This is a genomic window from Flavobacterium branchiicola (genome assembly GCF_018383905.1).
In the GTDB taxonomy this organism is placed as follows: Bacteria; Bacteroidota; Bacteroidia; order Flavobacteriales; family Flavobacteriaceae; genus Flavobacterium; species Flavobacterium branchiicola.
Genome location: NZ_JAGYWA010000001.1, coordinates 79,357 through 92,792, shown reverse-complemented (window position 1 = coordinate 92,792; position 13,436 = coordinate 79,357). Strand labels below are relative to the sequence as shown.

Below are 13,436 nucleotides of genomic sequence, written 5' to 3'. Positions count from 1 at the left end.
TTTAAAATATAAGATTATGAAAAATAAAATTTTAATACTAATTGGAGTTTTGGCTTTGTATTCCTGTCAAAATAAGAATGAGAAAAAAAATATCATTAAAACTATTGTTCAGGATACATTATCCAAAACTCTTGGAGGAACAGCAAATTTAAGTGAAGCTCCGCCCAGAGACGACAAAGCAGTGGAGCTAATTCGTAAACAATTAAATGTTTTGCTGAAAAAAGATCTTCCGGCATTGACAAAAGATGAACGCTTATTTTACTACGAAGAATTTGATTTAAACAATGACAAGAAAAACGAATACTTTGTTGGTTTCTCTAATTCCTATTTCTGCGGAAGCGGAGGCTGTTCAGGTTATATTTTAAATAATGACGGAAGTGTGATTAATCATTTTACAGTAACCGATTTTCCAATTTATGTAACAACTACTTCAACCGAAAATTTTTATGATTTGCTATTTGAAAGCGGTGGTAAATTGCATTATCTAAAAATGAAGAATGGAAAATATCCCTCAAATCCTTCTGTGCAGGAAGTTTATAAAGAAACAATTCCAAAAGAAAGTACAAAGGTTTTGAATATTTTGGATAAAAAATATGAGAAGTATTCATTTTAGAGAATAACTTCATAAACAATAAACCTGACGGTTCCCAAGTTTTGGGGTAAAACTTGTCAGGTTTTTGTTTGAAATAAATGCAGTTTTGCTTTGTTTAATTATAATTCTTTATTTGAACTGGACTGAAGTCCAGCTCTACAATATGTATCGAGCTAAAGCTCTCTTCTAGTTCCGAAGGAACAAACCATATTGTAGAGCTGGACTTCAGTCCAGTTTAGAATAATTAAAATTGAATCTATTTCTATTCCCAACAAAAAACCGATAAGCTAAAACTTTTTTCTAGTTCCGAAGAAACAAACCATATTGTAGGGCTGGACTTCAGTCCAGTCTGGTTGTGGGGTTCCGGTTAGATTAGTCGTTGATTAGATTGAACATATAAAATGTAAATAAAAAAACCCGACAGGTTTTTAAAACCTGTCGGGTTTGAAATATTATAGGTCCAATTGGAATTTGGAATTTTAGGATTGAAATTTACTCAGCTAGTTCCACAAATTTAAATTCACCATCTACAACAACTTTTGTCAAACCATGTTTAGATAAATTCTTCATAGATGCATCCCATTTTTTACCGCTTAAATTAGCCGTAATTTTTAATTGCGTTAGATCCATTCTGTTTTCGTTTCCTTTCAATAAATCAACGATAAATTTCTCTTCATCAGAAAGTTCAACTGTTTGTTTTTTCTCAGGACGCATTTGTGGGAACAATAAAACTTCCTGAATAGAAGCATTATTTGTTAAATACATAATCAAACGATCCATTCCAATTCCCATTCCAGAAGTTGGGGGCATACCGTACTCAAGAGCTCTTAAGAAATCCTCGTCGATAATTCCGTTTGCTTCATCATCACCTTTTGCGGCCAAACGCATTTGATCTTCAAAACGTTCTCTTTGATCAATCGGGTCGTTTAATTCAGAATAAGCATTTGCGATTTCTTTACCGCAAACCATTAATTCAAAGCGTTCCGTCAAGTCTGGATTATCGCGGTGCTCTTTACAAAGCGGAGACATTTCTTTTGGATAATCAGTAATAAAAGTTGGCTGAATATAATTTCCTTCGCATTTTGCTCCAAAAATTTCATCAATCAATTTTCCTTTACCCATTGTGTTGTCAACCTCAATTCCCATTCCACGAGCAGCTTCAAACAATTCCTGTTCTGTTTTTCCAGAAATATCAAAACCAGTAAAATGTTTGATAGAATCTGTCATTGTCACACGAGCATAAGGCGCTTTAAAATTGATTTTGTGTTCACCAAAAGTAACTTCACTAGTTCCATTTACAGCAATTGCACAATGCTCAAGTAAACCTTCAGCAAATTCCATCATCCAGTTGTAGTCTTTGTAAGCTACATATATTTCCATTGCAGTAAACTCAGGATTATGCGTTCTGTCCATACCTTCGTTACGGAAGTTTCTGGAAAACTCATAAACACCTTCAAATCCACCAACAATTAATCTTTTCAAATACAATTCGTTCGCAATACGCATGTAAAGCGGAATGTCAAGCGAATTATGATGCGTAATAAAAGGTCTCGCCGAAGCACCACCAGGAATTGACTGTAAAACCGGAGTATCTACTTCTAAATATCCTGCATCGTTAAAATAACCACGCATTGCAGTAAATAACTTGGTACGTTTAATAAAAGTTTCTTTAACCTGTGGGTTTACAGTTAAATCTACATAACGCATTCTGTAGCGTAATTCAGCATCTTTAAAAGCATCATGTACATTTCCGTCTGTATCTACTCTAGGTAGAGGAAGTGGGCGTAATGTTTTACTTAAGAAAGTAAGGCCGCTAACGCGAACACATTGTGCACCAACTTGTGTTGTAAACAATTCACCTTCAACACCAATAAAATCACCTAAATCGGTTAATTTTTTAAATACTTGATTGTACAAAGTTTTATCGTCACCTTCACACAAAACATCGCGATTCACGTACAATTGAATACGTCCTTCGCTATCTTGCAACTCAGCAAAACAAGCTTTACCTTGATCACGAACACTCATCAAACGTCCAGCAACGATCACCTTCTTACCCTCTTCAAACGTTTCCTTTATCTGCTTCGAAGTATGATTTACAGGAAAAAGATTAGCCGGATAAGGATTGATTCCTAAGTTGCGTAAGTTTTGAAGTTTTTCTCTTCTAATGATTTCTTGTTCTGATAATGCCATTTTGTGCTATTTTTTTACGTGTGCAAAGATAGTTTTTAAGTCGCAAAGTTGCAAAGTCATAAAGTCTAAAGTTTTAGAAAAGAGTAATGTTTTTTATTAGGAGCACAAAAAGAGTTTTTTCAGGAACGTTTTGTCCCGCTATCCGCTTTATCTTTTCCTTGCTAAAGAAGCAAGAAAAAGGATACCGCTTCTATCGGGGCTAGTTTAGAAGTTTTGTTTTTTATAAGAAGTTTGGGTTGGAGTGTTTTTATGATTTTTAAATAAATAGATTCTGTAAGAAATCAACTAAGAATCTTAGTATCTTAGCCACTCAAAACCTTAGTATCTTTAAAATAAATGAAATATTTATCCGCCTTTCTATTCCTAATTTCTTTTGCAAGTTGTCAGATTACAGAAACAATTATTATCAATCCAGACGGAAGCGGCGATATAGAAGTTGTTCAGCTTAGAGATGAAAACAGTTATATGCAAATTGCGGGTGAAGAATATTCTAAAGAGAATGTATTTCAGGATACTACTTATATTTTTAAAGAATACATTAATAAATACAATGAGACATTTTTAAAATATACGCCCGAAGAGCGACAACTATTTCAAAAATATGCCAATGTAAAAGTGCAACTCAAAAAAAGCTCTTTCGAAAAAGAATACAAAAATGTATTTTCACTACACTTTGATAAAGTTTCCGAAATTCCCGATTTATACAAAACCGAAAATTATGCCTCAGACATTCAGCATAATTATGCTTTAACAGCAGAAAATCATTATTACCGAATTGGATATTCTTTAAAAGAGAAAGTTTTTAAACGTACAGTATCCATTATAAATACTGAAGAATTAGAAAAAGCTAAAGTTGAGTGTGGAAAATTTGAAGCGAAATTCGGTTCGATGCCTTTAATACAATCCTATGTTTTAAAATATCATTTTCCACAAAAAATAAAATCATTTTCAAACGAAAAGGCAATTGTCAGTTCGGATAAAAAATCGTTAACGATAGAATTTCAGCTTTCCGCTTTCTTGCGAAATCCTGAAAGTACAAATCTTGAAGTGATTTTAGAATAATCCATTAATATAAATATTTAAAGAAAAGAATGAAGAAAATTTTAGTTTGTTTAGTTGTTGTTTTGACGGTTTCCAGCTGTGTTATGAAAGAGAAAATGGTGATAAATGAAGATGGTTCCGGAAGTTTTGCATACGGATTTGATTTGGGCGGAATATTTAAAATGGGTTTAAAAAGTATTGACTCGGTAAAAAAACAACAGCCAATAGATACTGTTTTTACTTTTAAAGAAGTCTTTGCAAAGCTAAAAGATAGTATTGCCAAATTACCGGAGGCAGACAGAGAAAAGATAAAAATGCTTGAGAATTTTAAAGTAATTGTTAAAGCAAACGAGGAAGAAAAACAGCTAAAAATGGACATGGAATATAATTTCCCGTCAATAGATAGTCTTAAAAACATGATTTCACCTTTAGAAGGTCTTGAAGCAATGCCAAAACTTGGACCGGGTAAACAATTAGGTGCGCTAAATGCTGTTCCTGAAGAAGAGAAGAAAAAAACAAGATTTTCTTATAGCTATGACGGAAAGGTTTTTGAGAAAAAAATTCTGATTCCTGAAGAGAATAAGAAAGGAAATAAAGAGAAAAAGAAAAAAGAAAAAAATCCCGATAATGATTTTTCAAAGAAAATGGATGAGATTTTTAAGGAATGTAAATATTCAATAGAATATCATTTTCCGAAAAAAATAAAGTCAGTTTCATTGAAAAACGCTGTCATTGCAAAAGACAGAAAAAGTTTTACTATGGAAATTCCAATGCAGGATTTTCCCGATGACGAAGAAAAATTGGGATTCAAAGTGTTATTTGAAAATTAATAGCAGACTATAAAATCGAGAATAAAACAATTAGAAATAGAGTTCGTATATTTGATAAAAAATTACACGACGATGAAATTATATAAACTCCTGATTTTTTCTTTCTTATTGGCAACATTAACAAGTTGCACTTTTACCGAAAATATTTATGTTAACGATAATGGTTCAGGTAAATTCTCTGTAGATATGGATGGTTCTGCTTTGATGGAAATGGCAGGAGACCAGATTGGAAGTCAAATGGGAGCCGATGCAAAAAAAGACATCGATTCTACTTTTACATTCAAACAATTATTTGAAGAGAAAAAAGATAGTATTGCAAAGCTTTCGCCGGAAACCCAAAAAGAGCTTAAAAAACTGGAGAACTACGTAGTGGCTACAAAAATGAGTTCGACTAAGAAACAATTCTTAATGACTGTGTCAACAGATTTTAAAAATGTAAACGAGCTTCAGGATATTCTGCAAACAATGGGGACACTTCAGAAACTGGAAGGTGCCGGAAGTGCAAACCCAATGGGAAGTAGTTTTGGAGATAATAGCAGTAAATTAAGTTATACCTACGACGGAAAGAAATTTACCAGAAAAGCAATAATTGATGAACAAAAACGAGCGGCTAAAGCTAAAGATTCTGCTGCTGATATGTCTAAAATGATTTTTGCTTCATCGAATTATATTTTAAAATATCACTTTCCAAAAAAGATAAAGAAAGTCTCTAATCCGAATGCACTGTTTAGTGACGATCGAAAATCAATTACAATTCAATACACTTTTACGGATTATATGGAGAATCCTGACAAACTTAACTTTGATGTTGAGTTTGAAAAATAATTAAAATGAATAAAAAAATCCAACTTCAGGATCTGGGCAACAGAGATTACAAATCGACCTGGGAATATCAGGAAGAACTTTTTAAAGCTATTGTCGATTTAAAAATAAAAAACAGAAGAGAAGAATTAGATCTGCCAACTCCAAATTATTTATTGTTTGTAGAGCATCCGCATGTTTATACCTTAGGAAAAAGCGGTGATTTTGAAAATCTATTATTAAACGAAAAACAACTCGAAGCCAAAGGAGCGACTTTTTATAAAATAAACCGTGGTGGCGACATTACATATCATGGTCCTGGACAAATTGTTGGCTATCCGATTCTTGATCTGGAAAATTTCTTTACCGATATTCATAAATATTTGCGTTTTCTAGAAGAATCAATCATTCTAACTTTGGCAGAATACGGGCTGGAATCGGGCAGAAGTGATGGGGAAACCGGAGTCTGGTTAGGAGTTGGAACGCCATTTGCACGTAAAATATGCGCAATGGGTGTTCGTGCATCACGCTGGGTAACCATGCACGGATTTGCATTAAATGTAAATGCAGATTTAGGTTATTTTGATAATATTATTCCGTGTGGAATTCGCGGAAAAGGTGTTACCTCTTTAAACGTTGAACTTGGCGTTGAGGAAGTAGATGAAGAAGAAGTTAAATCTAAAATCATTAAACATTTAGCAGACTTGTTTGAGGCAGAATTTGTTTAAAGATTTTCTCCTATAAAAAACCGTTTCAGATATTTTTTGAAACGGTTTTTTTATTTTCATTCCTATAGAATTTAACAGACGATAAATTATAATAGTAATGTAATTTTCTCATCTATTTATGCTAAATTTGAGTAGAAGCTTTTTTGTAAAGTTCCAATTAATCTAAATCTATCGGCTTATGAGAAAAATTTACTTTGTTTGTTTCCTTTTCGTGCTAAATGGTCTTTTTGCTCAAAAGAAAGATAAATTATATCCTGTTACCGCATATGAGAAAGTATGGCAGGAAAAAAATAGCGATGCCAGATTAAAATTGATTAAATCGATTTGGTTAGACGATAGTACTTTTGAAGATCCTTCGGCTTCTATAAAAGGAATTATTCCCTTTAACAATGTTATAAATGAGTTTTACAAAAAGAATCCGGATGCTGTATTAACATCAGGAGCTAAAATTGTAAAAGATAATTATGTAACCTGGGAATGGAAAATTCTGGATTCAAAAAATAAGTTAATAATGGCTGGCAGGGACTTTGCCCGATTAAACGGAAAAGGGCAAGTTAGTAAGATTATTAGTTTTTGGGATACTACTGCAACATTATCAGAGGCTGATACTCTTAAAAATCTGGAAACAGAGAATCTTAGTGTGGTTGCAAAGTATTATGAATGTCTATTTAAAACAAGAGATTTTAATACGATGGCAACTTTAATTGAAGATGGTGCCGTTTATAATCAGGCTATTGGTTTGCCTTATGGCGGAACATATGTTGGTTTTAGTGAATGGACTAAAATGTTTACAAAATCAGGTGAGTTTTTTGATTTGCAAATAGAAAAAGAACCGACCTATTTTAGTGATGCTTCCAAAAATGAAGTAATTATTTATTTCACCATAAGCTGTAAAGCTAAGAAGTCCGGAAAAACAATGTCCGTACCCATATCAGAGCATTTTGATTTGAAGAATGGAAAAATTACTGCCGTTAGACCATTTTATTTTGATACTAAACAGTTTGCTGAATTTTTGAAAAGTAAAAAGTAAAAAGTAAAAAGCGAATAAAAAAACGACCTGATTTTATCAGGTCGTTTTTTTATTCGAAGAAATCTAAAGTGAGTTGTTCCGGTAAAAGCCTGAAACTCATTCTGTGATATTTTGTTGGTCCGAACTCTTTTATCGCTTCCCGATGTTCTTTTGTTGGGTAACCTTTATTTTGTTTCCAGTTGTACATTGGGAACTCTTCATGAATCTGATCCATGTATTCATCCCGATAGGTTTTAGCCAAAACAGAAGCCGCAGCAATACTCAAATATTTGGCATCTCCTTTTATAATACTTTGATTTGGAATCGATTTTAGAAGCTCAATTTCAGTTGCTGAGAATTGTTTGCCAAAAGTATTTTTAAGACCGAGTTTAGCATTCAAAGCACGGTTTCCATCTACTATAATATATTCAGGAGTATGTTTTAATTTCAGAATACATTCCTGCATTCCTTTCATCGATGCATTAAGAATGTTTATTTCATCGATTTCTTCAGGAAATAAATGGGTAACGGCAAAGCATAATGCCTCTTTCTCCAGAATGGGTTTTAAAAGCGCTCTTGTTTTTTCGGATAGCTGTTTACTATCGTTTAAAGTTTGATTCTCAAAATCGGCTGGCAGAATTATAGCTGCAGCAGTAACTGGTCCGGCGAGGCACCCTCTTCCGGCTTCATCTGTTCCGGTTTCCAAAACAAATCCTGAGTAATTCTTTTCGAGCATTTTTTAAGTTTTAAAAGACAAATATTACGTTTTTTTTTTCAAAAAAGCATTAGTTAAGATCTAATGCAGGAAAGATAGGTATTTTGATTTTTTAATATTGATTTCTAAAAGTGAAAAATACTGCAAAATTGGTGATAATCTAAAATGATTTTTAGTTTGTAAACTATCGTAAATACTGAGAAACTGTTTAGGTTTTTATGAATTTTTTTGCAGAATAATTAATTACGAATTTTTAAAAATTGAATAAAAAAGGGTGAAATTAAGAGAATGTAAAACTTAGAAGAATTGAATTACAATTTATTACAGTTAAATGATGATTTTTAATTTTAAAAATGGTCAAATAAAACATTCGCAGTCGAAATTGTTTTATTTGACTGTTGTTTTTATAAGATAATAGCTCTTTTTAATTTATTTTTCGCTTCAATTTTTTAAGGTTATTCTTCTTTTAAATGTTAATTAAATGTTAAAAGATGCGTTAACAAAATAGCAGTATTTTATGCTTAAAATTTCATATAGTGCTAATTTAGTGCTAATTAAATGTGCTTGTATAAACATATGTTAAAATAATATTAAAAAAAGGTTAGATTGTATTAAGAAATTGCATTGTTGTTTTAAGAAAATATTATGATGTTTGCCGCATACTAATTCAAAATTTATAAAATGAAACTAAAGTTTAATGGATTCTTAGTGCTACTACTAGTACTTATGGCGCATCTTACTTTTGCGCAAGAAAGAGCTGTTTCAGGAATTGTTTCCGATAATGCAGGAATGCCCCTACCAGGTGTGAGTGTGTTAGTTAAAGGAACAAAAGGTGGAACGCAAACCGATTTTGATGGAAAATATTCTATCAAAGCATCACCAAGCCAAATCTTGGTATTTACTTACATTGGGATGAGAACCCAGGAAGTGGCAGCAAGCTCAACTTCAGTAAATGTAAAATTAATTAGTTCATCAGTTGAACTGGAAGGTGTAGTAGTAACCGCATTAGGGATTAAAAGAGAGAAAAAATCTTTAGGTTATGCTTCACAAGAGATTAAAGGTGCTGATTTGAATTCAGGACTTTCTAGTGGAAACTTTCTTAATGAGCTTTCTGGAAAAGCTGCTGGTGTAAATATTAGAAAAAACACCAACTTTGGAGGTTCTACAAACGTGGTTTCCAGAGGTGTTAAAAACTTAACAGGAGATAATCAAATGCTTATTGTTATTGATGGTATGCCTATCAATAATGCCAATACGAATTCAAGTGCAGGAAAACAAACTGAAGGAGCACGTAACACATACGATTATGGTAATGCTGCTATGGATATTAATCCGGACGATATTGAAACATTAAACGTTCTTAAAGGTGCTGCAGCTGCGGCATTGTACGGATGGCAGGCTGGAAATGGTGTAATCATGATTACAACAAAAAAAGGAAAAGCTAAAAAAGGAATGGGAATTACTATTTCTAGTGATTTTTCTGTAGGTACTGTAGATAAAAAAACATTCCCTGTTTATCAAAACAAATACGGTCAGGGTTATGGACCGACTTACGATGCTAATGGTAATCCTAAAGGTATTCCGGTTGGACCAACTGGTGCTTTCTTTACTATTGACAGTAACGGAAACCAAGTTGCAACAACAACAGATGATGCTTCTTATGGTGTAGCTTTTGATCCAAGTCTTTCTGTTTATCAATGGGATGCATATTCTTTATATTCTCCAAACTACGGTAAAAAAACAGAATGGAAAGCTGCTAAAAATGGTCCTGTTACCTTTTTTCAAGCTGCAACTACATTCAATAACGCTGTCTCTATAGAGGACGGTAATGACAAAACTAATTTTGTTTTGAACTACAATAACTATAAAGAAAATGGTATTTTACCAAATAGTGAATTGAAGAAAAATAATGTTAGTATAAAAATCAATCATAAGTTTACAGATAAATTATCTGCTAATGTATTTGCAAATTATATGACTCAAAATACTGTTGGTAGAAATACAACAGGATATGGTGGAGATAATATCATGGGATCATTCCGTCAATGGTGGGCAACGAATGTTGATATTCAGGCTCAAAAAGATGTTTATGAAAAATCTGGAGGACAAAATATTTCATGGAATATGGCAGATCCTGCAAACGGAAATACTAGTCCTAAGTATGCTGATAATCCTTATTTTACAAGATATAAAAATTATCAGTCTGACGAGAGAAATCGTTTTATCGGTTATGTTCAGTTAGATTATAAAATTGCAAACTGGTTATCTGCAACTGGAAAAGTAAGTACAGACAGTTATTCTGAATTGCGTGAAGAAAGAAAAGCGGTAGGTTCTTTACCTGCTACTTTTGGAATAAACAGATTAGCAGTAGGTTCAGGATACCAAAAATACAGTGGTATGTTTTCTGAGCAAAACTATCAGCTTAATTTGAACTTTAACCAAAAATTAACGGAAGATATTTCGTTAAACGGTTTAGCAGGTCTTAATGCTTTAAGAACAAGACGTACTTCCACGCTTGGTTCTACAGATGGAGGACTTATCATTCCTGGAATTTATTCATTATCAAACTCTTTAAATCCTGCTCCATATTCAATAGAAGCTGAAGATAATTCAGGAGTAAACAGTGCATATGCATCTGCTTCTTTAGGTTACAGAGACTTTTTATACTTAGATGGTACAGTACGTAATGATGCATTTTCTACTTTACCAAAAGGAAGTAATTCAGTAAATACATTCTCTACATCTGCTAGTTACGTTTTCACTAAACTTGTAAACAAAGAATGGTTGACTTTTGGAAAATTAAGAGCAAGTTATGCTGAAAACCCACAAGGAAATATCGACTTGTATGCATTACAAAGTGTTTTTAGTAAATTCAATAACTTCGGATCAAATCCATTGTATTCAAGACCTGACATTAGTGCTAATCCTGATTTACATACTGTAAAAACCAAATCTCAGGAGATTGGTTTAGAAATGCAATTCTTTGATAGAAGATTAGGCTTTGAGACAAGTATTTACAAAAGTTTAAGTTCTGACCAAATCTTCCCTGTAGATTATTCTACTTCATCAGGATATTCTTCAAGATATGCAAATGCTGGTTCTGTTGAGAACAGAGGTATTGAGGTTCAATTTAATGCTACTCCGGTAAGAACAAAAGACTTCCAATGGGATATTTTTGTAAACTGGTCTAAAAACGAGAACACTGTTGAAGCTTTATCTCCGGGAATTGAGACATTAACTTTAGGAACATTCCAGGGTGGTGTAAGTATTATTGCAAAACCAGGTCATGCTTATGGTGATATCATTGGTAAAGATTATGTGTATGCAGCAGACGGACAAAAAGTTACTAAAGGAGGAACTTATTTAATGACTGAATCAGTTACTAACGTAATTGGAAATGTTACTCCGGATTGGATTGGAGGAGTACGTAACAAACTTACCTACAAACAAGTTTCTCTAGGATTCTTAATTGATATGCAAAAAGGTGGTGATATCTTTTCTTTAGATCAATACTACGGACAAAACTCAGGTTTATATGAGTCTACAGCCGGAGTTAACGAGTTAGGAAACCCAGTTAGAAATACATTAGCTAACGGTGGTGGAGTTATTCTTCCGGGAGTAAATCAAGACGGTACACCAAATACAACAAGAACACCATCTCCAGAAGTAGCGGGAGGTATCTACGGATATACTAAAAACCCACAAAAAGCATTCGTTTACGATGCAAGTTATATTAAATTAAGAGAAGTATCTCTTGCTTATAGCTTCCCTTCAACATTGGTTTCTAAATTAAAATTGACAGATTTAAGACTTGCTTTAGTTGGATCTAACTTATGGATCATCCATAAAAACCTTCCAGATGCAGATCCGGAGAGCGGAATGAGTTCAGGTAACTTATCTGCAGGTTATTCAGGAGGATCACTACCTACAACAAGAAACATTGGTTGTAATCTAACATTAAAATTCTAAATCATGAAAAAAATACTTTTATTAATTTCTTTTATCGGTATTGCTACTTCATGTAGTACTGATATTACAGATATGAACGTTGATCCTAAAAGACCAACTTCAACCAAACCAGAATACATGTTTACTAATGCTGAAAAGAAATTAGTAGATCAGATGGCAAGTACAAGTGTTAACTTAAACGTTTTTAGGTTGTTTTCTCAGCAATGGGCAGAAACGACTTACCCTAATGAAAGTCAATACGATCTTACAGCCAGAAAAATTCCTGATAGTCATTTCCGTGTTTTATACAGAGACGTTTTAGCTGATTTTTATGATGCTAAAGGAATGATCAATGCTCAGGTTACTGAATCTGATGAAGCGGCTAACGTTAAACAAAACAAATTAGCTCTTATTGATGTTTTAGAAGCTTATACTTATAGTATTCTTGTAGATACTTTTGGAAATGTTCCTTACTCACAAGCAGGAGATATTGTAAAATATCCGTTACCAGTTTATGATGATGCGCAAACAATTTACAAAGATCTTATTAAAAGATTAATAGCAGACGTTGCGGTATTGAAAAAAAATGCAGCAAGTCCTAACTTTGGTGGTTCTGATATTATTTATGCAGGTGATGCAGCAAGTAATGGAAAGTGGGTAAAATTTGCAAATTCATTAATCGTAAGATTAGCAGTAAATCTTTCTGATGTAGATCAGGCGTATGCAGCTACTCAGGTTCAGGCAGCTATTGCTTCTGGAGTAATGACAGCTAATGCGGATAATACTAAATTAGTTTACTTGACAACTTCAGGAAATCAAAACCCTTTATATGCTGATTTAGTAGTTAGCAAGAGAGATGACTTTATTCCGGCTGAAACTTTTGTTGCTGCAATGGATGCTGTAGTACCAGGTGGTGACCCAAGGATGACGAAATATTTTGTTAATGCAACTAAACCGGCTCCGGTTATTCCTGCAGGAAGAACTTTTGTTGGAGGTACTTATGGTGAAGCTAACGTTTTTGCAACATATTCACATATCACTGCTACACTAAACAATCCGGCTTACCCTGCTACAATATTTGACTATTCTGAATTACAATTTTTATTAGCTGAAGCAGCTGAGAAAAACTTAATTCCAGGTGGTTCAGCTCAGGCTAAAGTTCATTACGATGCTGCGATTACGGCATCTATGACAGACTGGGGAGTTGCACCGGCAAGTATTACAACTTACTTAGCACAGCCTAAAGTAAGTTATACAAACCCATTAAGTGGAGCAACTTATAAAGAAAAAATTGGAATGCAGGCTTGGTTTGCTCTTTACAACAGAGGATTTGAGGCATGGACATCTTACAGAAGATTAGATTTCCCAATTTTGAAATCACCAACTACTGCTGTAAACAAAAACATCCTTACAGTTCCTGTTAGATATACATACCCAGGAGTTGAGCAGTCTGTTAACGGAACAAACTACAAAAAAGCTGCCAGCGATATTGGTGGAGATTTAATGAATACAAAATTATTCTGGGATAAGTTTTAATGTTGCCATAGAATAGTAAACAATAATTATTTTGAATTTTAGG

Annotated in this window: 10 protein-coding genes; 8 read left to right on the top strand and 2 right to left on the bottom strand. The window is 33.3% G+C overall.

Features of this window, described 5'->3' with window-relative positions:
* Window positions 1-16 precede the first annotated feature (16 nt).
* Window positions 17-613: a hypothetical protein gene (locus KHA98_RS00390; RefSeq protein WP_213254265.1), complete on the top strand. Its 597-nt coding sequence runs from the start codon at window positions 17-19 to the stop codon at window positions 611-613.
* 471 nt (window positions 614-1,084) lie between these two features.
* Here KHA98_RS00390 and lysS read toward each other — a convergent pair whose 3' ends face one another.
* A complete protein-coding gene (gene lysS, locus KHA98_RS00385) occupies window positions 1,085-2,785 on the bottom strand; it encodes a lysine--tRNA ligase (protein ID WP_213254263.1) in 1,701 nt (566 codons plus the stop codon).
* A 336-nt stretch (window positions 2,786-3,121) separates the two neighbouring features.
* On the opposite strand from lysS, the gene KHA98_RS00380 reads away from it, so the two are divergent.
* From KHA98_RS00380 to KHA98_RS00360, 5 genes are all read left to right on the top strand, one after another.
* Window positions 3,122-3,847: a hypothetical protein gene (locus tag KHA98_RS00380; protein WP_213254261.1), complete on the top strand. Its 726-nt coding sequence runs from the start codon at window positions 3,122-3,124 to the stop codon at window positions 3,845-3,847.
* A gap of 29 nt (window positions 3,848-3,876) precedes the next feature.
* On the top strand, window positions 3,877-4,656 hold the full coding sequence (locus KHA98_RS00375) for a hypothetical protein (RefSeq protein WP_213254259.1): 780 nt from the start codon (window positions 3,877-3,879) through the stop codon (window positions 4,654-4,656).
* A 72-nt stretch (window positions 4,657-4,728) separates the two neighbouring features.
* Window positions 4,729-5,481 carry a hypothetical protein gene (locus tag KHA98_RS00370; RefSeq protein WP_213254257.1) on the top strand — a complete coding sequence of 251 codons (753 nt, stop codon included), beginning with the start codon at window positions 4,729-4,731 and terminating at the stop codon, window positions 5,479-5,481.
* 5 nt (window positions 5,482-5,486) lie between these two features.
* Entirely contained in the window at window positions 5,487-6,185 is a 699-nt protein-coding gene (lipB, locus tag KHA98_RS00365) for a lipoyl(octanoyl) transferase LipB (RefSeq protein WP_213254255.1), read from the top strand.
* Between the two features lie 178 nt (window positions 6,186-6,363).
* Window positions 6,364-7,215: a nuclear transport factor 2 family protein gene (locus KHA98_RS00360; RefSeq protein WP_213254253.1), complete on the top strand. Its 852-nt coding sequence runs from the start codon at window positions 6,364-6,366 to the stop codon at window positions 7,213-7,215.
* A 49-nt stretch (window positions 7,216-7,264) separates the two neighbouring features.
* Here KHA98_RS00360 and KHA98_RS00355 read toward each other — a convergent pair whose 3' ends face one another.
* Window positions 7,265-7,930 carry a ribonuclease HII gene (locus KHA98_RS00355; protein ID WP_213254251.1) on the bottom strand — a complete coding sequence of 222 codons (666 nt, stop codon included), beginning with the start codon at window positions 7,928-7,930 and terminating at the stop codon, window positions 7,265-7,267.
* A 660-nt stretch (window positions 7,931-8,590) separates the two neighbouring features.
* Between KHA98_RS00355 and KHA98_RS00350 the strand changes: the two genes are divergently transcribed.
* Complete coding sequence (locus KHA98_RS00350) at window positions 8,591-11,878, top strand: SusC/RagA family TonB-linked outer membrane protein (RefSeq protein WP_213254249.1); 3,288 nt, start codon at window positions 8,591-8,593, stop codon at window positions 11,876-11,878.
* A 3-nt stretch (window positions 11,879-11,881) separates the two neighbouring features.
* On the top strand, window positions 11,882-13,393 hold the full coding sequence (locus tag KHA98_RS00345; protein ID WP_246522091.1) for a SusD/RagB family nutrient-binding outer membrane lipoprotein: 1,512 nt from the start codon (window positions 11,882-11,884) through the stop codon (window positions 13,391-13,393).
* Window positions 13,394-13,436: the final 43 nt, after the last annotated feature.